Genomic DNA, 22,575 nt, shown 5'->3' on the forward strand with positions numbered 1-22,575 from the left:
GGATACGGAACGAAGACGTGCGGGGGTCCGGAAAGGTTCAGGTCCCGGGTGCTCCTTCCATCACCAGCTGTCCCCCGGCCGCGCCGCCCTCGGGCCCCAGTTCGATCAGCCAGTCGGAGGCCCGCACGACATCCAGGTTGTGCTCGATGGTCACGACCGAGCGGCCCGCGTCGACGAGGCGCTGGAGGACGTCGAGGAGGCGGGCGGTGTCGGCGGCGTGCAGGCCCGTGGTCGGCTCGTCCAGCAGGTACAGCGCGCGTCCCGTCGTCCGCCGTCCCAGCTCCCTGGCGAGCTTCAGGCGCTGGGCCTCGCCGCCGGAGAGGGTGGTGGCGGGCTGGCCCAGGGGGAGGTAGCCGAGGCCGACGTCCGCCATGCGCTTCAGCCGGGTGGCCACCGGTGGGACGTCCTTGAACACCGTCAGCGCCTCGTCCACCGTCGCCTGCAGCACCTCGGCGATGTCGTGGCCCTCGTGGCGGACGGACAGCACCTCCGGCCGGAAGCGGCGGCCCCGGCACGCCGGGCAGCGCACCTCCACCGCCGGGAGGAAGTGCATCCGGACGGTGAGCACGCCCGCGCCCTCGCAGCGTTCGCAGCGTCCGCCCGGCACGTTGAAGGAGAAGTGGCCCGCTGTCAGGCGGCCTTCGCTGCGGGCGGCGAAGACCTCCCGGATGGGTGTGAAGACGTCCGAGTACGTCGCCGCGTTGGAGCGCGGGACGCGGCTGATCGGCTCCTGGTCGATGAGGACGGCCTTGGACAGGTGTTCCCAGCCGTCGATGCCGTCGTGCTCGGCGGGGAGTTCCCCCGCCCGGTGGAAGTGCCGGCGGGCGGCCCGGCCCAGGATGTCCAGCAGCAGCGTCGACTTGCCCGAGCCGGACGGGCCCGTGACCGTCACCAGGCGGTTCAGCGGGATGCGTACGGTCACGTCCTTGAGGTTGTGGGCCCGGGCCCCACGGATCACGACGGCCGAGTCGCTGTCGCCGCGTCCACGCGACTCGGGCGCGGGCAGCCGGCCCGACAGATACGCGCCGGTCACCGATCCCTCGGCCCGGGCCACCTCCTGCGGCGTCCCGGCCGCCACGATCCGGCCGCCGTCCCGGCCCGCCCCCGGGCCGACGTCCACCACGTGGTCCGCCGCCCGCAGCACGTCCAGGTCGTGCTCGACGACCAGCACGGTGTTACCCAGGTCGCGCAGGCGGCGCAGGACGCCGATCAGGCGGGCGGTGTCCGAGGGGTGCAGGCCGATGGTCGGCTCGTCGAGGACGTACAGCACGCCGGTCAGACCGGAGCCGAGCAGGGCGGCCAGCCGCAGCCGCTGGGTCTCCCCCGCGGAGAGGCTCGGCGTGGACTGCTCCAGGCTGAGGTAGCCGACCCCGACGTCCACCAGGCGCCGTACCCGCTCCTCCAGGTCGGCGACGACCGGCCCCACGAACAGCCACTCGTCGCCGGCCGACCGCTCCTTCAGGCCGGCCAGCCAGCCGTCGAGTTCGGTGAGCGGCAGGTGCGCCGCCTCGACGATCGTCAGTCCGTGCACGGTCACCGCCCGGCTCTCCGGCCGCAGCCGGGTGCCCTCGCACTCCCCGCAGGGCTGCTTCACCAGGCCCTGTTTCTCGGCCCGTTCGCGGTACTCGGGGTCGTCGGCGCGCTCGGTGTAGCGCCGCAGCAGCGCCGTCGCGATCCCTTCGAAACGGCCCGCCGCCACGGTCGTCGGCGGGTCGACCGCGGGGAAGTACCGTCGAAACTCCGGGCTTTCGACGCCGTACACCAACAAGTCCTGTAGCGGCGCGCCCAGTTCACCGACCGGGCGATCCGCGTCGAAGGTGAAGCCGTAGTGGCGGGCGGCTGCCCGCAGCGCGGTGAGGTTCCACTCGGTGAGCTTCGGGTTCCAACCCCGTACGGCGCCCTGGGCCAGCGAGCGGGAGCCGTCGACCAGTCGCCGTACGTCGGGCCGGATCACCTCGCCGAGGCCGGTGCAGGACGGGCAGGCGCCCGCGGGCTTGTTGAAGGAGAAGGAGCCCATCACCAGCTCGGGCACGAGGGTGCCGCAGTGCGGGCAAGGGGTCTGCTCGCCCTCGGCGTCCTCGTCGGCCGCAGTGCCGGCCTCCGCCTCGTTCGCGTACGACGGCGGGATGCTCTTCCCGCAGCCGGGACAGGGGCGGGTTCCGATCCGCGACCACAGCAGCCGCAGGTAGGTGAACACCTCGGTGACCGTGCCGACCGTGGAACGCGGGCTGCGGTTGGTGAGGTGCTGGTCGACGCTGATGGACGGGGACAGGCCGCTGATCGAGTCGACGGCGGGTTTGCTGACGAAGCCGGTGACCATGCCCAGCGACTCCAGGTACTGCCGCTGGCCCTCCCGGTGGAGGGTGTCGAAGGCGAGCGTGGACTTGCCGGAGCCGGACAGGCCGGTCAGGACGACCAGCTTGTTCTTCGGGAGGGAGAGGGAGACGTTCCTGAGGTTGTGGAGGCGGGCGCCGGTGACCCGGATGCTGTTGTCCATTCCTTCAAGTCTTCCATTGAAGCGCGGTGTTGAGGCTTTCGAGGCATCATCGGTGGTTCTCCTGCCGTAACCTTCAAATCGATGACCACCGAACGCCGTCTCCGTCCCGTCGACCTGGCCCGGCTGGCCGGTGTCTCGACGCAGCAGATCCGCAACTACGAGGACGCCGGTGTGCTGCCGCCCGCCGCGCGGACCGCGTCCGGCTACCGCGTCTTCGGGGACGTGCACCGCGGCGCGCTGCTGGCGTACCGGGCCCTGATGCGGGGGTACGGGCCTGTGACGGCGACGCGGATCATGCGGTCCCTGCACGACGGGGACGTCCCGGGCGCGCTCGCCCTGGTCGACGCCGCGCATGCCGCCCTGCACGAGGAGCGGGTCTCCCTGCGGGCGGCGAGCGAGGCCATGGAGCTGCTGGCGGCGGAGCCGCCCGCCCCGCTGCCGCGTTCCGGCGGGCTGCGCATCGGGGAGGTGGCCGCGCTGCTGGGCGTACGGACGTCCGCGCTGCGGGTGTGGGAGGGGGCCGGCCTGCTCACGCCGGGGCGCGAGCGCGGCACGGGGTACCGCGTCTACGAACCCGCCGATGTGCGCGACGCCCGGCTCGTGCACACGCTGCGCCGCAGTCACTATCTCTTCGACCAGATCCGCCCGGTGCTGGAGGGGCTGCGCCGGGAGGGCAGCAGCGACGCCCTGCGGGCGGCCATCGCGGCGCGCGGGGAGGCCCTGACGGCTCGTACGAGGGTCATGGTCGAGGGCGCGGGCGCCCTCCACGCCTACCTGGACCGGCTCACCGCGGCCGGGACGACGACAGGACCGACAGCAGGTAGGCCGGGACCATCACCCACGTGATGACGGCCGACGCGCACTGCTCACCTGCTCGATCTCATCTACGCCGAAGGACCTTTGCCCTCCGTTCACTGCCGAACCCCAGCCCATGCCCCGCCTCCGATGACGACGTGACACTCAATCCCGCTCCCGCGCCCCGTAGAGCGCGTGCTCCGCACCGGTGGCAAGGGCCCAGTACCGGTCGCCGTACGACCAGTGCCACCACTCGGTCGGGTAGTTGACCAGGCCCGCGGCCGTCAGTGCGTCGCCGAGCAGCCGCCGGTTGTCGCGTGCCCGGGGCGGGATGCCGGGGGCGTTCGTGTAGCAGGCGCCGTCGCTCTCCTCCGGACTGGCGTTCACCCGCGTCCCCATGTCGAGTTCCTGCCCGTCGGCGGACATGAGGGTGAGATCGACTGCCGCTCCGGCACTGTGGGGAGCGATCTCGGGCGGTGACACGTAGCGGCTCGCGGCCTCCCGCACCTGTTCCGCCGACCAGCCCGGATGGTCCGCCCGCAGAGCGTCGGAGTACTGCTCGAAATAGGAACGCTGGAGGGCGGGCGGCCGGTACCCCTCGACGAACAGCAGGCGAACGCCGTCCGGCAGCAGCTCCTGAGCCGTCAGGAGGCGGGCCAGGACGCCCTCCCGCAGGTGCGCGAAAGCGCCCGACCCGTCTTCCTTGCGAGGGTCGACGGCGATGGACTCCCGCACCCTGACGTCGAGCAGCCTTTCCCCGCAGTCGGCCACGGGGATCGCCGCGATTCTGGTGTCTGACATCAGCACGATCTCGGTCATGCGCCGATCATGACGCAGGGGCCGACTCAGCCGCGCAGCTCTTTGACCATCACCCGTTGCAGCCCCGGGAACAGGGCGCGGGTGCTGTCGGGGTTGGGGGTGACGAAGACTCCCTCGGCCGTGACGAGGTCGGCGTCCGGGGCTGTCTCGCTGGTGATCGAACCGTTCACGAAGATCTTGCGGTCGTCCGTGCCGGTGACGCGCGCGATGATCCGCAGGGGTGTTTCCAGCAGGACCGGGCGGTGGTAGCGCACCTGGAGGGAGACGGTCAGGCCGGGCGTCCCTGCTGCCGCGCAGGCGCGGCCCATCAGTTCGTCCAGGAGCATGGCGCTCACCCCGCCATGGCCGTAGCCGGGCGGGCCTTCGTGGGTGCCGGCGAGGGTGCACTCGCCGATCAGGCCGTCGTCGGCGGCCGTGATCCGCATCGGTGGGGCGAGCGGGCTGCCGGCTCCCGTGACGGGGCTGTAGAACCGCGGTCCCGCCGGGAATTCGTCCACCTCGGGGATCTCGCCTCGTGCGCGACGTCGCCCCGTGAGCCGGCCGGTGACGGTGCGGACGCCGTCCGCCACGCGGTGGAGGGTGTCCGGGGAAGCGTCGGTGCGGACGGTGGCTTCCACCAGAGCACGCAGTTCGTGACCGAGGCGGGTGATGGCCGCCTTCCGGCGCTCCAGTTCCTCGGTGCCGGTGCGGGTGCCGGTGTCGGTGCCGGTGCGCGGAAGCCGGGGGCGGTCAGACATCTGCCCGGACGAAGACCGGCTTGAGGTGTTTCTCCGGCAGCGCGGCCGGCAGGTCCTCCCAGTCGATGACGTCGGAGACGACCCGTTCGGGGGCGACCTTGCCTGAGGCGGCGAGTGCGAGGGCGTCGGGGATGTGGGCGCGTACGTTGTCGCGGGCGACGCGCAGGGTGACACCGGTGAGGTACATGTCGAGCAGGGGCAGCTCGCCGGGGCGGAAGTGGTTGCCCGCGCTCTCGCAGATCCCCTCCGGGGCGAGGCACTTGACGGCCAGGCCTAGCTGGTCGACGCGGCCGGTGGCCTCGACGGCGATGTCGAAGCCCTGCGGGAGGGGCTCCAGGGTCTCGGTGGTGGCGGCGCCGAACGCGCGGGCCAGCTCGCGGTGTTCGGGGGCGGGGTCGACGTAGAGCACGTCGGAGGCGCCGAGCGCGCGGGCGATGTCGCACACGTAGAGGCCGATGCTGCCGCGGGCGACGACCAGCACCCGTGCTCCGGGGCGGGCTTTGAGGTGGGGCGCGACCAGGCGCCAGGCCAGGGACCAGTTGTCGCTTGCCGAGGCCATCGCGACCGGGTCGAGGCCGGTGGGCAGCGGGACCAGCATGGCGTCGGCGTACGGGACACGGACCAGGTCGGAGAAGAGTCCGCCCCAGTTGCCGCCTATCGGTGCGCCGTACATCGCCATGTAGGGCACGGCGGTGCAGTGCGCGGTCAGGCCGGCCCGGCAGCGGTCGCAGCCCCCGCAGTTGACGGACCACGGGACGACCACGAGATCGCCGGGGGCGACGGCGGTGACGGCGTCCCCGGTCTCCACGACCAGGGCGACGCACTCGTGGCCGAGGGCGAAGGGCGGCTCGATGAAGCCGTGCCCGGCGAGGATCGAGGAGTCGACGTCGCAGGGGGTGGCGGCCACCGGGGCGACGATCGCCTCACCGGCCGACTGGATCCTGGGGTCGGGTGCTTCTCGCCATTCGACGGTGCGCTTGGCGACGTAGGTCAGTTCACGCATCGGTGCACTGCCCCTTCGCCAGTGCCACCAGATCGGCGTACCGGATGACGGAGCCACCCGCGCCCCAGGTGCCGTCGGGCTGCTCGTGCACCAGCACCCACACCCGCAGTGTGTCGTCCGGGCCGAGGCCGGCGGCGCCCAGGACGGTCTTCGTCGCCTCCTCGACCAGCCCCGCCTTGCGGCGCTCGGACAGGGCGCCCTGCGGGACGGTGACCTCCACCAGGAAGCGCGGCGCGTCGTCCTCGGCGGTGGTCTGGGCACCCTCGGGCAGTTCGACGAGGTAACTCCACGCCTGGGCGCGGAAGAAGGCGGTGTCGGGTGCGCCCTCCCAGCGCAGCAGCACGGCGGCCAGGTCGCGCTGGACGGTCGTCCGCCCCTGATCGGTGAGGGCACCGGTCGGGACGGTCAGCCTGATCATCGGCATGGCAGCTCCTCGAATCGCCGACAGTCACTGTTCGCCGACGGACTCTGTTCGTCGACAGCCAGTGGCCGTCGGCAGCCACTGGCTATGACGGTCGTTATAACGAGTGGCCACGCTAGACTATGACGGCCGTTATAGCCAGAGGGGATGTGCACAGGTGGCCGAGCGCAGTACGCCGTCGCGTGAGCGGATCGTGGCTGGGGCCGCCGACATGATCAGTCGGCGGGGTCTGAGCGCCACGAGCATCCGGGAGATGGCCAAGCACGCCAAGGCGCCGCTCGGCTCGACGTACCACTACTTCCCCGAGGGCAAGCAGCAGCTGGCCACCGAGGCCGTCCGGTACACGGGCGAGTGGGTCGCCCGCAGCCTGCGCAAGGAGCTGGAGTCGGGGCCCGTCGAAGGGCTGCGGGCGTTCCTCGCCCTGTGGCGCAAGATCGTCGTCGAGAGCGACTTCCACGCCGGTTGCCCCGTGTTGGCCGTGGCCATCGAGGAGCCCCCGGCCGGTGAGATCCCGCCCGCTGTGACTGCCGCGGCAGAGGTGTTCTCTCAGTGGGAGACCCTGCTGGCCGCCTCACTACGGGAGCACGGCACCGAGGCCGAACAGGCCGCACAACTCGCGACGCTGGTCGTGGCGGCAGTCGAGGGCACGGTCGCCATGTGCCGCGCCAAACGCAGCGCGCAGCCGCTCGACGACACCGCCGAGCAGTTGCAGGCGCTCGTCGCCGGCGCGATCAAGCGCTGACACCCACGTCAGCGTTCCGGCTGCTGGTTCTGAGGAGCTGCCGACTTCGCCGCGACTGCGGTGTCATAGATGGCTCGGGTGCTCGGCGGGTTCGTCCTCCGTCAGGCCACGGCAGCACATCCGCTACTGCCTCTGCGGCTCTTCCGCTCGCGGAGTCTGACGGTGGCGAACATCGTGCAGGTCGTGATGATCGCGGGCATGTTCGGCTTGCTGTTCTTCGGCACGCTGTACTTGCAGCGCGTACTCAAGTACAGCTCCCTGCAGGCAGGTCTGAGCTTCGTGCCCATCGCGGTGGTGATCGCGGCATGGCCGCCGTCACGCCCGCCGAGTCAGGCGTCGCATCCGGGCTGTTCAACACCACCCAACAGATCGGCGGCGCCATCGGCCTCACCGTGCTCGTCGGCGGCTACCACGTGGCCTTCCTTGCCCCTGCGGGCTTCGTGCTGATCGCCCTGATCGTCGGCGTCGCGATGCTGAGGGGCACGCCACCAGCGGCCGGACAGCAGGCCAACACCTCTCCCGATCAGAAACTCGCGGCCCCTTGACCCATCCCCCCGAAGCCCCTGGGCTGTGGAGGAGCAGGTCCACTGTCCAGGTCAGCACCGATTCGGACGCTCCGAGACTCGGTAAAGCCGACTTCGACAAGCTCGAAATCCTGCACATGATCCGCTGCCATATCGCCGATTCATGTCAGTCTTCCCAGGCCGGCACCACCCGCGCTGGCATTCCCTCAGACACCCGAGAGTGGCTGCGAGAGGCTCGTGCACGTACAGCCACCGAGGCGGCCTGCGCAGCCCTCAGGGCTGCGTTGCGCGTCGGAGTCGAGCTCAGCCAGGCACCGGATCTTCGGAGGCGGGCAGCCGTTCCGCGGTCTTCGGGACCAGCGCGCGGATGGAGGGGGTGGCGACCATGGCGAGGGTGGCGAGGAGGATGAGCGCGGCGGCCGCGTAGAGGGTGGCGTTCAGGCCGAGGAGGAGTACGGCGGGTCCGGCGGCGAACTGGGCGAGCGGGAGCGCGAGGTAGGAGCCGAGGTCGTCGTAGGCGTAGACGCGGGCCAGGCGGTCCTCGGGGATCTGCTCGTTGAGGGCCGCGTACCAGGCGACGGCGGCCTGCTCGACACCCACGCCCGCCACGAAGTTGGCCACGACCAGCACCCAGGTGTACGGGGCGAGCGCCAGCAGCAGCGGGGTCGTCGCCGTCAGGCCCATCAGCGCGCAGCCGACCAGGATCGCGCGCCGGGGCCGCCATCGCAGCGACAGTACGCCGCCGGCGACCGCGCCGAGCGAGGACGCGGCGACGGCCAGGCCCCAGCCGGTGCGGCCGATCCCGGTGGTGTCGGCGACGGCCGGGCCGAGGACGGTGAACGAGGCGGTGATGCCGACGTTGAGGAAGCAGAAGGCCACCACGATCATCCACACCCAGCTGCGGGAGGTGAACTCCTGCCAGCCGACGTGCAGTTCATGCACCAGGCCGGGGCTGGGAGCGGGCGGCGTGACCTGGACGCGGACCAGCGCGAAGGACGCGGCGGCGAGCGCGAAGCTGAGCGCGTCGACGGCCAGGCCCCAGCCGGGGCCGACCGCGGCGACCAGTACGCCGCCCAGCGAAGCGCCCAGGATCGTCGCACTGCTGCCCGCGATCCGGGAGAGCGCGAGGGCGGCGCGGCCGGACTCGGCCGGCACGGCCTGGGGCAGCAGGGCCTGGGCGGCGGGCTGGTAGCAGGAACTGGACGCCCCGTTGACCGCGGCGAGCACCATGAGCAGGGGGATGGCGGCGCTGTGGGTGAGGACCAGGGCGGCGGCCACCGCCTGACTCGCGGCGCTGACCACGCTGCTGCCGACCAGCAGCGGGCCGCGCGGCAGCCGGTCCGCCAACACCCCGCCGAACAGCAGGAAGAGGATGCTGGTGAGGGAGTGTGCCCCGACCACCAACCCGAGCGAACCGACCGAGCCAGTGGCGTCGAGCACGGCGAAGGCCAGGGCGATCGGCGCCACACCGTTGCCGAGCAGATTGGCCGTCGTACCGACGAAGAGGTGACGGAACGGGCGGTGGCGCAGGGGAGCCAGGGCGACAGACATGCGCCCGATCGTTGGGGCCGGCCGGCGCGCCCGTCAACGGATTATCGGACTGGCACCGGGCCGACGAGGAGGGCCGCACCCAGTGGACCGACGCGTTGCGACCTGGGCGTGTCCCCGACGTGGCGTTCCCGATGCCGAATGCGGCCGCGAGTTGGGCGTAGGACCGTCTGGTGCTGGGCCGCTCACCGCACGTCTGCGGCGAGACTGTACTCCGGCAGTGCGATGTCCCCGGCCTTGGCGAACTGAGCGGCGAGCAGGTTCCGCATCGGCCAGCGTGTCATCTGCCGCATGGAGAGGTCCCGCAGGCGGATGCCGAGCCGGCCTGAAGGCGCGAACCCCGAGGCACCGCCCGGCGGGAGTTGCTGGGCCTGGCTCACGTACGGGCGCATCACCTCGTCATAGCGGCGGAAGGCGATGCGGTGGTCGCCCTCGGCAGCGGCGATCTCACCGGCCAGTACGTATGCGCCGACCAGGGCCAGGCTGGTCCCCAGGCCGGTCAGCGGGGTCGCGCAGTATCCGGCGTCGCCCAGCAGCGCCACACGGCCGCGCGACCAGCGGTCGAGGCGGACCTGGCCCATGGAGTCGAAGAAGAAGTCCGATGCGGTGCGCATGGCCCGCAGCAGGCGTGGGGTCTCCCAGCCGACGCCGGCGAAGCGCTGGGCCACGATTTCCTGCTGGGCGGCGACGTCGCGGCGGTCGTAGGGGACCGGTGCCGAGCGGAAGCTGAGGCCGGCCTTGATCTCGCCGGGGAGGCGGCCGGGCCGTGCGGAGGCGACCAGTCCGCCGGGCGCGTTGTGCATCAGATACCAGCCGTCGAGTTCCATGTCGTCGGTGGCGGTGAACCAGGCCGTGTAGAGGCCGAGCGGGCGGACGAACTCCTGCTCCGGGCCGAAGGCCAGCGCGCGCACCACCGAGTGCGGCCCGTCCGCTCCGACGACCAGCCCGAACCGGCGCGGCGCGGCTTTCTCGAAGGTGACGGTGGCCCCGTTCGCGTCCTGATCGATCTCGGTGACCGTGTCGTCGAACAGGTACTCCGTGTCCGGCAGGGTGGACTCGTACAGCAGGCGGGCGAGGTCGCCGCGAAGGATCTCGATCTCGGAGACGATCCCCTCGCCGCCGAAGCTGTCCGCGGGCACCCGCGCAGTGGTCCGGCCGGAGGCGTCGACGAGCGCGAAGCCGCGTTGGTCCACACTCTCCGCCCTGGCCCGGTCCATCAGGCCCATCCGCTCGACCACGGTGCGGCCGGCGCCACGCAGATCCACGGTCTGCCCGCCGGGCCGCGGTCGCGGCGCGCGCTCCACGATGGTGACCGTGAACCCTCCCTTGCGTAGCCAGTACGCCAGCGCAGGTCCTGCGACGCCGGCACCGCAGATGAGTATCTCGTTGTTCGGCATGAGGCGAACGTACGCCGTACGCAAGCGCCTGCGCAAGCATGAAATCGCATTTCAACACGAGCAGTTGGCTGCTGCTGCACTAGTACGGATGGGCACGGAGGGACCTCGCGACCGGATATTGCCCGGCGTCGGAGACTAGGATGGCGTCCCATCCAGTGCACTAGTACGGAGGGTGTCGGTGGGCGGACAAGCGGTACCCCGTTACAGCCAGATCGTCGCCGAACTGCGGCGGCGGATCGAGACGGGCGAACTGGCGCCGGGCGATCGCGTGCCCTCGACCCGCGAGATCACCAAGCAGTGGGGCGTCGCGATGGCGACCGCGACCAAGGTGCTCACCGAGCTGCGCCGCGAGGGCGTGGTCCGTGCCGTCCCGGGCGTCGGGACGGTCGTGGAGGCCCCGGGCCGCCCGGTGCGCACTGCCCGCAGTGCGGCCGCCCCCCGCCCGGGCGGGCCGTCTGATGCGTCATCAGGCCAGTCGGCGCTCACGCTCGGGCGGATCGTCACCGCCGCCGTCACGGTAGCCGACACAGAAGGGCTGGCCGCGCTCTCCATGCGCCGGGTGGCCGCCGAGCTCGGGGTGGCGACCATGTCGCTGTACCGGCACGTGGCCGACAAGGAAGACCTGCTGACGCGGATGATGGACACGGTCATCGCGGAGCGCCCGTTGCCGGCCGACCCGCCGGAGGGCTGGCGCGAGGCGATCGAGCTGGCGGCCCGGCAGCTCTGGGAACGGTTCCGCCGCCACCCGTGGCTCGCACCGGCCCTGTCGGTGACCCGCCCTCAGATGATCACCTCGGCACTGCCGTACAGCGAGTGGATGCTCACTGTCCTGCAGACGCACGGACTTGACCTGCAGTCCGCCTTCACCGCGCACCTGATGCTGCTCAACTACGCCCGTGGAATCGCTGTCAACCTGGAGGCGGAGCGGGAAGCCGAGGCGCACAGCGGCCTCGACAGCGAGGAGTGGATGGACACCCAGGAGCCCGCGCTCCTGGCGATTCTGGCCACTGGCCGGTTCCCCCAGCTCTCACGCCTCGCTACGGCCGGTTACGACCTCGACCTCGACGCCCTCTTCGAGTTCGGCCTCCAGCGCCTCCTCGAGGGTCTCGCCTCACTTCTCGACGAGAGCTCCGCCGGCTGAAAGACCTGGTCGAGGTCCTGGCCTGGGCCGCACTCTCGCCCCGGGCGCGAAGAAGGCGGGGTTCGAAAACCCCGCCCGATCTGAAGGAGACCTCAACTCAGGGCCAAACCAAGCAATAAGGCTGATGTCCCGCCTCATGCAACCGATGCGAGAAGTCCTGCCACTCGTGCAGCGATTGGAAGAGGCGGGGCGTTGACCTGGGGTTTCTCGGCGAAAAGTGGGCTGACCTGCGGAAACACGTCTCCGTAGTTCTCGCCGGTCCACGCAGTTTCCCAGGCTCATGTGCCCTGGATGTGCCCTGGGGCGACCGCTGGTGACTTCGGGTCGCAGCCGTCCCAACCGCCTGAGCCACTCACCCGGGAACAGGCGGGCGCCCCAGCGCCAACCGTGTCACGCGCGGCCAGTCGGCCGCCCCGCCGCTGACACGCGGTGCGTTGGGGCGACGGCGCGGCACACGCACCCGGAGCGCCCCGGGCGCGCTGCGGCACACGACGGGTGAGGGCAGAGCGACGTGTTCTCCGTCGATGCCGACCGGGAGGGTGTCCGTGCCGGCTTCGACGACGACTTCTCTGGCGCTCAGCCGGACAAGTCCCCCGGAGCGCGGGCCGCGCACCAGCCGGGCCGCCTGAGGGGTGTTGCCGACCCGCACGCACACCACGCCGAGCAGGCCCGAGTCCAGCCGTTCCCTGCGCCCCGGATGGGCCGCGTCGACGGCACGTCCGTAGGGATTGTTGCTGACGAGGAGTGCCTGAAGTCCGTCGACGTACGTTGCGTCGGCCCGCGACCGCAGTCTGGGCGCGTCCTCGCCTGTGAGGAGGCCGGGGAGGGTGCGCAGGATCGTGCGGGCCTTGGCGTCCCGGTACGCGGGGTCGGTGACGACGGACGCGTACGTTCCGAACGAGGCGTTGTTGACGAAGACCCGGTCCGCGGCGTACCCGAGGTCGATGCGGAGTTCGACACCGTCGGTCAGGGCTTCCAGGGCCGCCGCCGGATCGTCGCGGTCGAGGCCGAGGTCCAGGGCGAAGTGGTTGCGGGTGCCGGCGGGAATCACCACGAACGGCAGGTCGTGGCCCGCCGCGACCTCGGCCACCAGCGCCTGGGTGCCGTCGCCGCCCGCCACCGCCAGCAGATCGGCCCCCTCGGCGACGGCCTGCCGGGCCAGTTCGGCGACATCCTGGCCGCCTTCGAGCAGGACCACCCGGCAGCCGGCCGCCCGGGCCTTGTCGACCAGGTGGAAACGGCCCACCTTGCCGCCGCCGGAGCGCGGATTCATGAGGATCCAAGGGCTGCGGGGCGCCTCGGCGACCGCCTGCCCGGACTGCTCGGAGGTGGTGTGCCCGGGGCTCAGGGCCGTACGCGCCACCGTGACGGCCAGGCCCCACAGAGCCAGGGACAGCAAGACCGGCCCCAGCATGCCGAACGTGGCATAGAGGGCCAGGACAGCGACTGGCGCCACCACCGACAGGACCGCCCCGAGAGCACGGAGCGCCCCGGTGTGCGCCAGGGCCCACCACACCCCAACGGCGGCCAGCGCCAGTCCGGCGATGCCCGCCAGCGCCCACAGCACGCTCCGCAGACCGGCGGCGATGAGCGCCACCAGGATGCTGCCCAGCAGGGCGAGTACAGCGAGGCGGGCCAGTCCTGCAGGGCCCATAGGTACGGCTGGACTCACCCCTCCCGGTCCCCTCGTGTTCCCGTCGCGTCGCACTAGGTCGGTGGCCGCTTCTCGTAGGAGCGGCCTTCCTCGTACACCGGGCGCTCCTCGGACAGGTCGAAGAGGTTGTCGCGCTGGACCACGCACAGGGCCCAGATGATGAAGCCCGAGATAGTGATCATCACGACCGACCACACCGGGTAGTACGGCAGGGAGAGGAAGTTGGCGATGATGACGAGTCCGGCGATGGCCACGCCGACGACGCGTGCCCAGGTCGCGGTCTTGAGCAGTCCGAAGCTGACGATCACGGCGACCACACCCAGAGCGAGGTGGATCCAGCCCCAGCCGGTCAGGTCGAACTGGAACACGTAGTCGCGCGTCGTGACGAAGATGTCGTCCTCGGCGATGGCCATGATGCCCCGGAAGATGTCGAGCAGGCCGACGAGGAAGAGCATCACCGCCGCGAATGCCGTCAGGCCGGTTGCCCATTCCTGCTTGGCCGTGTGTGCCGGCCGGGTGTGTGTCGCGGTCATCTTGGGCCTCGTTTCCTGTGATCCGGATGGTCAGCGACCAGAGGTACGGGAGGTGGATCCCGAGTGCTCCGCCGGACCGTGGCCGGTCAGGACCAGGTCCTTCGCCCTGCGGAACTCCTCGTCCGTGATGTCGCCGCGGGAGCGGATCTCGGACAGCCTGGCGAGTTCGTCGACGCTGCTGGTCCGGCCGCCGACCGCGGTCTGCCTGATGTAGGCGTTGAAATCCTCCTGCTGTGCGCGCGCCTGGGCGACCTCCCGGCGGCCCATGTTCTTGCCGCGGGCGATCACGTAGACGAAGACGCCCAGGAAGGGCAGCAGGACGGTGAACACCAGCCAGCCGGCCTTCCCCCAGCCGCTCAGGTCGTCATCACGGAAGATGTCGACGACGACGCGGAAGAGCAGGACGAACCACATGATCCACAGGAAGAACAGGAGCATGCTCCAGAAGACGCTCAGCAGGGGATAGTCGTACGCCAGGTACGTCTGCGCGCTCATGTCTCTCCTCCGTCCCCGGCGCCCGCACGGCCGCCGTTGCGTGCTGTCTTCAGCGTGGGCACGGCAAGGGCCGGGCGGCCTCACCCGATGCGGGTGAGCGTGCGGCAGCCGGCAGCCCGGGGGGACGCGCACCATGTCTCATGGGGGTCTCATGGGGCCGACCCTTCCGTCGCCTGGTCCGCCGCCCGGTCGGCCGGTCCGGCTGCCGCCGCGAGGATCGCCAGGATGATCAGGACGGCCACGGCGATGCCCAGAGCGAGGGCCACCGCTCCGACCGTGGGGTGGTTCCAGAGGACCAGCGCCAGCGCTCCCGCCGCGATGACGCCACCGGTGGTCCATGCCCGGTGGTCTGTCAGCCAGCGTCCGGTGGATCCGGTGCGCAGTCCGGCGCGGCGCAGCCCTCGGCCGGCGGCCGTCGTGCCCCGGTTCGCCGCCGTGCGGACGGCGCGGGCGGGGCGTCCGGGACCGTACAGGTACGCGACCAGTGCCGTGATCACCGCCACGACCAGCAGGGTGCGTGTGCTGTCGCGCAGGAAGCCGACGAACGTGTCGTAGATCGCCGCAGCCGCGTCGGTGGGCAGCGCCGTGGGCGGGACCGAGTCCAGATAGACCCGTCTGACGACGGCCAGTGCGACGAGCAGCACGACCATCATCACGCCCACACCCGTCGCGGTGATCATCAGCATGACCCGGTGGGCCGGATTGGTCCACACGGCGAGCGCGGCGAGTACGACGGTCAGGACGGGCAGCCAGGTGCCGAGGATGTCCAGCAGCCGCATCGCGTCCTGCGCCTTGCCCAGTTCCTCCGTCTGGAACAGGGTGATCGTCCGGTCGGTGTCCGGGATGGCGGCGGCCTTGTCGAAACCCGCGTCGACGAGCCGCTCCCGTACCTGGTCGACGACCGCTCCCACGTCCAGTCGGACGGTGTCGCCCTCGGCGCGCACGGCACCCTCGCGGTCGCCGGTGAGCATGTTCACCACCGCGGCGTGCGAACGCCGGTTGGCGCCCTCCCACACCTGCTGGAAGGCGTCGCTGGTGATCACTCGGGTGACGGTGCGGTCCACGACGGTTCTGACCGCGTTGCGCAGCGGACCCTCGAGGGACTCGGCCCCTTCCGCGACGCGGGGTGGAGCCCCGGCGTCCTGGAGAGCCCTGACGAGCGAGTCCGTCACCGCCGCGACGTCGACGTTGTCCACCACGCGGTCCGTGAGCCGGTTGATCACGACCTCCTGCACGGCCGGCTCGGACGCCAGCGGCGCGACGGTCTCCACGTACCGGTCGGTGTCGGAGACCGTGTCCTGGACCCAGGCCGCGGCGACGGCCAGGGGCGCGAGCACCAGGGCCAGCAGGAGGAGGACCGAGGAGCCGGCCTGGCGTACCCGCCGGTGGCGCACCGCCGCGTGACGGCGCAGTCGCTCGTATTCCGCTCGCTCCTCGGCGGTCATGACGTGGTGCCGGGTGACGTCTCCGCCGGAGTCCGGCGGATCCGGGGGCGCGGCGGGGTTCATGGGGGCTCCTTTCCGCGTGCGCCGCGCCGGTGGCGACGGTCGCTGATCGGGATGACGGTCGGGGAGGCAGCCGAAACGGAGCGCTCGTGCGGTGTCAGGCCGTCGCGGCGGGGGCGTCCGGCTCCGGGGGATGCGTCTTTCGGAGCGCGGCCCGCCAAGCCAGGGCGACCACCGCCTCGGCCAGGCCGAGCAGGACGAGCCACAGGCCGAGCAGCCTGGTCAGGGCACGGGCCGACTCGGCAGGCAGGGCGAGCACCACGATCCCCGCGACGATGCCGAGTACGGCGACGACCGTGACGACGCCGCGGTGCGGCAGGTCCTCGACGGAGATGGCCGTGTAGAGGGTGAGGATGCCGGACACGAGCCAGACGACCCCGGTGATCAGCGAGAGCGCGGCGATCGTCTGCAGCGGGTTCCTCAGGCACAGCACCCCGGCCAGCACGTACAGCACGGCCAGGAGCAGCCCCGGCAGCCGCTCGTGCCCCTCCCGCGCGAAGACGGCCACGAACCGGAACGCCCCGGTCACCAGCAGGTACAGGCCGATGAGGACCGCCAGGACGTGCAGGGTCGCCTCTGGCCACACCAGCACCAGGACGCCCGGCACCAGCGTCATGACGGCCGACCCCAGGAGCCAGGTCCATGAACGGCCGAGCCGCGCGAGCACGTCTGCGGAGTCTCCCATCGAACCCGGGGCCACCCCGCCGGGCTCGGGTTCCTGCCCGGTACGCGATGCCGGACCACGCGACACGGTCATGGCTCCTCCTCGCGTGATCAGCCGTCGCCTCCGGAAGCCGACGGGGTGGGGTGAGGGGGCGGTGCGCGAGCACCTGACCGCTCCAGGGTCACGCCTGCCGCTCGGTGACCGGCTCACCCACCACGGGTGATCCATCGGCTCCGCCGTGGCGGTGAGCTGGAAGTCTCCCAGCGCCCGGCCCACCCGCCTTCCGGGGTCGGACGGAGCGAGAAGACACGAGATGAGCGATCCGAACACCGCCCGGACGGACCGGGCCCGGCCAGGGCCGGACGCGGACCGGCCGCGTCGGCGGCGCCGCCCCCGCCGGTGGGCGGCTGTCGTCGCCGTCGCCCGCGCCGTGCTCATCACGGTCGGCCTCGTCACCGCCTACTACGTGCTGCCCCTGGACGAGCGCGGTACGGCCGGTGCCTCGGCGCTGCTCGTGTGCGGCCTGCTGGCGGTGCTGCTGGTGTTCGGGTGGGAGGTGCGGGTCATCACGCGCTCGCCGCACCCGCGGCTGAGAGCCGTCGAGGCCCTGGCCGCCACGCTGGTGTTGTTCCTGGTCCTCTTCGCCGGCGCCTACTACCTGCTGGACCGCTCCGCCCCGGGCTCCTTCAGCGAGCCGCTGACCAGGACGGACGCCTTGTACTTCACCCTGACCACCTTCAGCACGGTCGGCTACGGGGACATCACCGCCCACTCCCAGACCGGACGCGTGCTGACGATGCTCCAGATGACGGGAGGGCTGCTGCTCGTCGGCGTCGCCGCCCGGGTGCTGGCGAGCGCGGTCCAGGCGGGGCTGCGCCGGCAGCGCCGCGCGCCGTCGGCAACAGCGCGTTCCGGTGCCGACGCCGGGACGCCGGACGAGGAGGTGGAACCATGACCGTGCCGAGCGCTTTCACCGCGTCCCTGTCCCCGGACGAGCGAGCGGCGTACGGCAGGAACGCTCGTCGGCGGGCGCCGCGTTCGTCGCACGGCTGGTACGAGACAGCACAGCAGCGACCCGATCCCATCGAGGTGGTGGAGCGGCAGTCGGCCGAGCGGGTGGCGGAGTTGGTGCCGATCCGCTACGGCCGCATGCTTGAGTCGCCGTTCCGCTTCTGCCGCGGCGCTGCCGCGATCATGGCAGCCGACCTGGCGCCCCTCCCCAGCACCGGGCTCCAGGTGCAGCTCTGCGGGGACGCCCACCCCCTGAACTTCCGGCTGCTCGCCTCGCCGGAGCGCCGCCTGGTCTTCGACATCAACGACTTCGACGAGACCCTGCCCGGACCGTTCGAGTGGGACGTCAAACGGCTGGCGGCCGGTTTCGTGACGGCGGCCCGGGCGAACGGCTTCTCGCTCAAAGAGCAGAACAGCACCGTGCGCGCCTGTGTGAAGGCGTACCGGGAGCGGATGCACGAGTTCGCCGGCATGCGCACCCTGGACGTCTGGTACGCCCAGGACGACGCCGACCGGTTGCGGGAGCTGATGACCTCGTCGAGGGACGCGGAGGCGGCACGCCGTACCGCCCGGGCGGCGGAGCGGGCCCGCACGCGTACCCATCTGCGGGCCTTCGCCAAGCTCACCAGGGTCACGGCGCAGGGCCGTCGCATCACTCCCGACCCGCCACTGATCACTCCGATCGACCACCTGCTCGACGATCCCTCCGAAGAGGGGCGCGAGAGGGAGCTTCGGACCCTGGTGGACGGGTACGCGCGGACCCTGCCGTCCGAACGCCGCCACCTGTTGCGCCACTACCGTCTGGTGGACATGGCCCGGAAGGTGGTGGGTGTCGGCAGTGTCGGTACGCGCTGCTGGATCCTGCTCCTGCTCGGCAGGGACGACGACGATCCGCTTCTGCTTCAGGCCAAGGAAGCCCAGGAGTCCGTGCTGTCCGCCCACACGGGTGGCGATGGCTACGACAACCAGGGGCGCCGGGTGGTGACCGGACAGCGCCTGATGCAGACGGCCAGTGACATCTTCCTGGGCTGGACGCACGTCGTGGGCCTCGACGGTCAGGACCGGGACTTCTACGTGCGCCAGCTGTGGGACTGGAAGGGCATCGCGCAGCCGGAGACCATGGGGCCGGGCCTGCTCGCCCTCTTCGGCCGGCTGTGCGGGGCGTCCCTGGCGCGGGCCCACGCCCGCTCGGGCGATCCCATCGCCCTCGCCGCCTATCTGGGCGCCGGCGACCGCTTCGACCGCGCGCTCACGGAGTTCGCCCAGTCGTACGCCGACCAGAACGAACGGGACTTCGCGGCGTTGGAGGACGCCTGCCGCTCCGGCCGGATCAGGGCGGAGCGGCTGTGAGTACGGCGCCCCGGTCCCGTCACTCCGGCAGCTGGCGCATCTCCAGGACCCGCAGTCCCAGTGACTGGCAGCGAGCCAGCAGCCCATAGAGGTGCGCTTCGTCCACGACAGGGCCGAACAGGACGGTCTGACCGGACATCACCACGTGGCCCAGCTCCGGAAACGCCTTGGCCAGCGCTTCCGACAAGTGTCCCTCGATGCGGATCTCGTAGCGCACGAGCTGTCCCTCCATGGACTGCTTCGGTCCGGCGGACGGTGCCCTTTCCCGCGATCCTCCGCCTCCGTGCCCCGTCGGACCTCACCCGGTACAGGTGACCGCCGCCCGGCGAGCGGACGCCAAGGATCAATGCTTCAGAACGATCTTGAAGGAGATGATCAGCAGCCCGAGCACCACGTTGACCGATGCGGTGGCGGCCATGAGCCGCGGCGAAGCACCGGCGCGGCGGGCCGCGGCCACGGACCAGCCCACCTGGCCGGTCACGGCGACGCAGAGAGCCAGCCAGAGAGTGCCTCGCACGTCCAGTCCCAGGAGCGGGCTGACGGCCACCGCTGCGGCCGGCGGAACGGTGGCGTTGACGATCGGCCACTCGTCACGGCACACGTGCAGCACGACCCGGCGGTCCAGAGCCTGTTGCGCCAGGCGCGCCCCGAACAGCTGGGCGTGCACATGCGCGACCCAGAAGACCACTCCGGTCAGCAACAGCAGCAGCACCAGCTCGGTGCGGGGGAACGAGCCCAGTGAGCCCGCGCCGATCACCACGGAGGCCGCGAGCATGGATCCGTAGACGCCGCCCGTGTAGTCCGCGTGGGCCCGGCGCTCGGCTCGGCGCTCCGCGCGGGCCGCGGCCGGGCCGGTCGTGGCTCTGGTTCTGGACACCGGTGACTCCCCCGAACTCAGCGCGTCGATCCCGTCGCCCCGGCCGGAGCCTCGGCGTCCGGCTGCTGGCGACGGCCTTCCCGGGCGGTGGGCAGGTGCGGAGTGACCAGGAAGCTGGCGAGGGCGATGCCGCCGGTGGCCAGGATCGCCGCCTTCAGGCCGTCCAGCTGCGCGGAGGCGTAGGAGTCCGCGACGGCGTCGACCTCGGACGGCGGCAGCCCGGCACGCTCGGCCGCCGAGCGCACCCGATCGGTGGGGACGAAGGTGATCCCGGCCTGGAGGGCGACACCGACCTGTTCACGGGTCTGTTCGGACAGCTGCGGATTGTCGTCCACCTGCGTGGTGAAGGCGTGGGCCAGCGCACCGATCAGAATGGACCCGATGAGCGCGGTGCCCAGCGCGGAGCCCAGATTCTGGGCCGTGAACTGGAGCCCTCCGGCCTCACTGCGTTCGTCCTCGCCGACGCCGGACTGGACGACGTTGCCCAGTTGCGAGGCGAGCAGGCCGACGCCCACGCCCAGCAGGGCCATGGCTCCGGCGAACTGCGCGTCGTCGATGACCGGGTCGATGGTGGCCAGCAGCCACACGATGGCCGCCGTCAGGGTCAGCAGGGCCAGCCGCACCACCCGGCGCGGCCCCCATACCCGTCCCAGCGAGGACGCGGACAGGGAGGTCACAAGCATGGTGGCGGACACCGGGAGCAGACGCAGGCCCGTCTCGAAGGCGTCGAACCCCTGAACCACCTGCAAGTACAGCGGGATCGTGAAGAACAGCCCCAGCAGGATGAGGTTCTGGCTCAGCAGCGTCATCAGACCGGACCGCAGCAAGGGTCTGCCCAGCAGGGACAGGTGCACGAGGGGGTCGGCGCCCCGGTGCTCCCGCCGCCGTTCCCATTGCCGGAAGAGCGCCAGGACGGCCGCCCCGGCGCCGACGACGAACAGCGTCGGGGCGAAGCCCAGGACGGTGAAAGGGGGGTTGCGGGGCTGCACCCATCCCCAGGTGCTGCTCTGCAGCACCCCGAGCACGCCCAGCCCCAGTCCGGCCGCGGAGAGCACCGCGCCGACCCCGTCCAGCCGGGGGCGCGGGCCGGTCGGAGCGGGCGTCGCGATCACGCGGCGGCACAGCAGGACGGCCGCGACGACCACCACCTCGCCCGCGAAGACCAGCCGCCAGGTCAGGTACGTCGTCACCCAGCCGCCCAGCAGCGGGCCGACCGCGATCCCGGCGCCGGCGAGCCCGCCGATGACCGCGTAGGCGACGGCCCGGTCCTTCCCGCGATACGACTCCGCGACGAGGGCGGCCATGGCCGGCAGCACCATGGCGGCTCCGAGCCCCTCGATGACGGACCAACCCAGCGTGAGGACCCACAGGGTGGGCGCCACAGCGGTCAGGGCGGACCCCACGCCGTAGACGACCAGCCCCAGCAGGAACATGCGGCGACGCCCCAGAATGTCCCCGAACCTGCCACCGATGATCATGAACGCGGCCATGACGAGCGCGTACAGCGTGATGACGGCCTGGATGGCGGTGACCTCCGTGTCGAAGTCCTCGACCAGCTGACTGATGGACACGTTCATGACGGAGGTGTCCAGGACCATCAGGAACTGGGCCGTACCGAGGACGATCAGAGCCCGCCAGTGCTTCACGCTGTCCACCTCGCAGAATTGTCCAGCTCAGGTACGCCGCCGGAGCAGGCGGGGCAGCAGGCCGGCGCACGCCTCGCTGCTCCTCCCATCGCATCCCAAGCGCGGGCCCCGTGCCTCACCCGCCACGGGGGAAGGGCCGCGCCGCGGTGGTGTGTGCTGGTGAGGAGGGCGGGCGCCGACTTCGATGGTGAGCCAGGCGGCGATCGAGGTGATTCGTGGTAGATACGACATGTGCAGCACCGGGCGTATCCGAGAACTGCGGGCTCCCGCAAGGAGCCCTCCCCTGAACGCTCGCTGCTGGCGTCGGTCGTCACCGATCCCGGGCACCTCCCCGAACTTCTCGCCGACTTCGCCGTCCGCCGCATCGGGCCGGCCGTGCCCGAAGCAATCGCCTCACTTCGGCGGAGGCACCCCGACGCCACCGAGGCGGAGCTCCGGGCCCGGGTGGTCGCTCGCGGCCGACGGACTGTCGTATCGGAGGGATCCATCGTGGGCGGCCCGTTCCTCGTGCTCATTCCCCTCGCGTTCTGCGCGGCGCTGCTCCGCCAGGCACGTACGGTCCTGGAGCTGGCCGCCCTGGACGGCCGCGACCCCACGGCGAGCGCCCGCGCCGGCGAACTCCTCGTCCTCCAGGGCGTATACGAGGACACCCGACAGGCCCAGGACGCGCTTACCCGCACCGGACGCGCCGTCGGCGCACCCGCCCGCTGGAAGCGATGGGCGGCCCCGTGGAACGTCACCCTGCGCATGGCCCACCTCCTCGGCATTCTCGCGCCAGCCGACGAGAGCCAGGACGCGGGCCGGCGCGTACGCCGGGTCGCCGTCCAGGCTTGGCGGTGGCTGCTCCTCGGCGTGGTCTTCCTGGTCGGGCTCGTCGCGCCCCTTGTCTGGCTCCCGTACATGGCGGTGGTCTACCGGCGTGCCGACGCCCGCCTGGCGGACCGCGTCCTCGCCTACTACTTCGCCGCCACCGCACCCGCCCCGCGCCGCCGGACCTCCCGCCTCGAACCGGAAGTAATGGCGGCCGTACTCCGTGCGGTCCTCTCCCTCCTCGTACCGCTCGTCCTGACCGCCGTGACGTTCCTGACCGGCCTGCGCATCGCCGAGAGCCGCTGGCCGGTCCTCGGCATCGCCCTGGCCACGGCGTCCGCCGGGGTCGGCGCGCTGTGGTACTGGCGCCGCCACCGGCGCCTTTGACCGTCCTCCAGCAGTTGAC

Annotated in this window: 23 protein-coding genes; 7 read left to right on the forward strand and 16 right to left on the reverse strand. The window is 71.6% G+C overall.

The genetic code is table 11. From position 1 onward, the window contains the following. Positions 1-37: 37 nt before the first annotated feature. The gene (gene uvrA / locus ACZ6TU_RS04175; protein WP_469546450.1) at positions 38-2,497 is read right to left on the reverse strand and encodes an excinuclease ABC subunit UvrA; all 2,460 of its coding nucleotides are present in this window, start codon (positions 2,495-2,497) and stop codon (positions 38-40) included. A gap of 81 nt (positions 2,498-2,578) precedes the next feature. Between uvrA and ACZ6TU_RS04180 the strand changes: the two genes are divergently transcribed. Beyond that, positions 2,579-3,343, forward strand: a complete 765-nt coding sequence (locus tag ACZ6TU_RS04180) for a MerR family transcriptional regulator (RefSeq protein WP_467672410.1) — start codon at positions 2,579-2,581, stop codon at positions 3,341-3,343. Between the two features lie 114 nt (positions 3,344-3,457). Here the strand turns inward: ACZ6TU_RS04180 and ACZ6TU_RS04185 are convergent, their stop codons facing one another. Genes ACZ6TU_RS04185 through ACZ6TU_RS04200 form a run of 4 tightly spaced genes read right to left on the reverse strand, consistent with a single transcriptional unit; the run spans position 3,458 to position 6,275 of the window. Continuing rightward, a complete protein-coding gene (locus tag ACZ6TU_RS04185) occupies positions 3,458-4,111 on the reverse strand; it encodes a M15 family metallopeptidase (RefSeq protein WP_469546454.1) in 654 nt (217 codons plus the stop codon). 26 nt (positions 4,112-4,137) lie between these two features. Continuing rightward, entirely contained in the window at positions 4,138-4,848 is a 711-nt protein-coding gene (locus tag ACZ6TU_RS04190) for a PaaI family thioesterase (RefSeq protein WP_469546458.1), read from the reverse strand. Continuing rightward, positions 4,841-5,851, reverse strand: coding sequence for a zinc-dependent alcohol dehydrogenase (locus ACZ6TU_RS04195; protein ID WP_467672418.1), 1,011 nt, complete (start codon positions 5,849-5,851; stop codon positions 4,841-4,843). The genes ACZ6TU_RS04190 and ACZ6TU_RS04195 overlap by 8 nt, the downstream gene beginning before the upstream one ends. Beyond that, positions 5,844-6,275: a tautomerase family protein gene (locus tag ACZ6TU_RS04200; protein ID WP_469546460.1), complete on the reverse strand. Its 432-nt coding sequence runs from the start codon at positions 6,273-6,275 to the stop codon at positions 5,844-5,846. The genes ACZ6TU_RS04195 and ACZ6TU_RS04200 overlap by 8 nt, the downstream gene beginning before the upstream one ends. A gap of 154 nt (positions 6,276-6,429) precedes the next feature. On the opposite strand from ACZ6TU_RS04200, the gene ACZ6TU_RS04205 reads away from it, so the two are divergent. Then, a complete protein-coding gene (locus tag ACZ6TU_RS04205; protein WP_467672422.1) occupies positions 6,430-7,014 on the forward strand; it encodes a TetR/AcrR family transcriptional regulator in 585 nt (194 codons plus the stop codon). Between the two features lie 101 nt (positions 7,015-7,115). On the opposite strand, the gene ACZ6TU_RS04210 is transcribed toward ACZ6TU_RS04205, so the two are convergent. Continuing rightward, positions 7,116-7,262, reverse strand: a complete 147-nt coding sequence (locus ACZ6TU_RS04210) for a hypothetical protein (RefSeq protein ID WP_467672424.1) — start codon at positions 7,260-7,262, stop codon at positions 7,116-7,118. A gap of 57 nt (positions 7,263-7,319) precedes the next feature. Between ACZ6TU_RS04210 and ACZ6TU_RS04215 the strand changes: the two genes are divergently transcribed. Next, entirely contained in the window at positions 7,320-7,559 is a 240-nt protein-coding gene (locus ACZ6TU_RS04215) for a hypothetical protein (protein WP_467672426.1), read from the forward strand. A gap of 282 nt (positions 7,560-7,841) precedes the next feature. On the opposite strand, the gene ACZ6TU_RS04220 is transcribed toward ACZ6TU_RS04215, so the two are convergent. Next, entirely contained in the window at positions 7,842-9,089 is a 1,248-nt protein-coding gene (locus tag ACZ6TU_RS04220) for an MFS transporter (protein ID WP_467672428.1), read from the reverse strand. Positions 9,090-9,271: 182 nt separating this feature from the next. Beyond that, positions 9,272-10,483 (reverse strand): FAD-dependent monooxygenase, encoded by a 1,212-nt coding sequence (locus tag ACZ6TU_RS04225; protein ID WP_467672430.1) that lies wholly within the window; start codon positions 10,481-10,483, stop codon positions 9,272-9,274. A gap of 178 nt (positions 10,484-10,661) precedes the next feature. On the opposite strand from ACZ6TU_RS04225, the gene ACZ6TU_RS04230 reads away from it, so the two are divergent. Beyond that, the gene (locus ACZ6TU_RS04230) at positions 10,662-11,624 is read left to right on the forward strand and encodes a TetR/AcrR family transcriptional regulator C-terminal domain-containing protein (RefSeq protein ID WP_467672432.1); all 963 of its coding nucleotides are present in this window, start codon (positions 10,662-10,664) and stop codon (positions 11,622-11,624) included. A gap of 352 nt (positions 11,625-11,976) precedes the next feature. Here the strand turns inward: ACZ6TU_RS04230 and ACZ6TU_RS04235 are convergent, their stop codons facing one another. The 5 genes from ACZ6TU_RS04235 to ACZ6TU_RS04255 all read right to left on the reverse strand — a co-directional run bounded on the left by ACZ6TU_RS04235 (position 11,977) and on the right by ACZ6TU_RS04255 (position 16,568). Beyond that, positions 11,977-13,278, reverse strand: coding sequence for a diacylglycerol/lipid kinase family protein (locus ACZ6TU_RS04235; protein WP_467672434.1), 1,302 nt, complete (start codon positions 13,276-13,278; stop codon positions 11,977-11,979). A 53-nt stretch (positions 13,279-13,331) separates the two neighbouring features. Continuing rightward, positions 13,332-13,811: a DUF7144 family membrane protein gene (locus tag ACZ6TU_RS04240; protein ID WP_467672436.1), complete on the reverse strand. Its 480-nt coding sequence runs from the start codon at positions 13,809-13,811 to the stop codon at positions 13,332-13,334. A 30-nt stretch (positions 13,812-13,841) separates the two neighbouring features. Then, the gene (locus tag ACZ6TU_RS04245) at positions 13,842-14,306 is read right to left on the reverse strand and encodes an SHOCT domain-containing protein (protein WP_467672438.1); all 465 of its coding nucleotides are present in this window, start codon (positions 14,304-14,306) and stop codon (positions 13,842-13,844) included. Positions 14,307-14,455: 149 nt separating this feature from the next. Continuing rightward, positions 14,456-15,814 (reverse strand): hypothetical protein, encoded by a 1,359-nt coding sequence (locus ACZ6TU_RS04250; protein ID WP_469546468.1) that lies wholly within the window; start codon positions 15,812-15,814, stop codon positions 14,456-14,458. A gap of 94 nt (positions 15,815-15,908) precedes the next feature. After that, entirely contained in the window at positions 15,909-16,568 is a 660-nt protein-coding gene (locus tag ACZ6TU_RS04255; RefSeq protein WP_467672442.1) for an HdeD family acid-resistance protein, read from the reverse strand. A gap of 220 nt (positions 16,569-16,788) precedes the next feature. Here ACZ6TU_RS04255 and ACZ6TU_RS04260 point away from each other — a divergent pair, with 220 nt between their 5' ends. Then, positions 16,789-17,430 (forward strand): potassium channel family protein, encoded by a 642-nt coding sequence (locus ACZ6TU_RS04260; protein WP_469546472.1) that lies wholly within the window; start codon positions 16,789-16,791, stop codon positions 17,428-17,430. Further along, complete coding sequence (locus ACZ6TU_RS04265) at positions 17,427-18,836, forward strand: DUF2252 domain-containing protein (protein ID WP_469546474.1); 1,410 nt, start codon at positions 17,427-17,429, stop codon at positions 18,834-18,836. The genes ACZ6TU_RS04260 and ACZ6TU_RS04265 overlap by 4 nt, the downstream gene beginning before the upstream one ends. A 19-nt stretch (positions 18,837-18,855) precedes the next feature. Here the strand turns inward: ACZ6TU_RS04265 and ACZ6TU_RS04270 are convergent, their stop codons facing one another. The 3 genes from ACZ6TU_RS04270 to ACZ6TU_RS04280 form a co-directional block, all read right to left on the reverse strand. Further along, complete coding sequence (locus ACZ6TU_RS04270; RefSeq protein ID WP_467672598.1) at positions 18,856-19,053, reverse strand: hypothetical protein; 198 nt, start codon at positions 19,051-19,053, stop codon at positions 18,856-18,858. 126 nt (positions 19,054-19,179) lie between these two features. Further along, on the reverse strand, positions 19,180-19,713 hold the full coding sequence (locus ACZ6TU_RS04275) for a hypothetical protein (protein ID WP_467672448.1): 534 nt from the start codon (positions 19,711-19,713) through the stop codon (positions 19,180-19,182). A 17-nt stretch (positions 19,714-19,730) separates the two neighbouring features. Then, entirely contained in the window at positions 19,731-21,359 is a 1,629-nt protein-coding gene (locus ACZ6TU_RS04280; RefSeq protein ID WP_469546598.1) for an MFS transporter, read from the reverse strand. A 231-nt stretch (positions 21,360-21,590) separates the two neighbouring features. Here ACZ6TU_RS04280 and ACZ6TU_RS04285 point away from each other — a divergent pair, with 231 nt between their 5' ends. Beyond that, entirely contained in the window at positions 21,591-22,556 is a 966-nt protein-coding gene (locus tag ACZ6TU_RS04285) for a hypothetical protein (protein ID WP_467672450.1), read from the forward strand. Positions 22,557-22,575: the final 19 nt, after the last annotated feature.

The sequence above is a fragment of the Streptomyces sp. NPDC052064 genome (assembly GCF_055585925.1).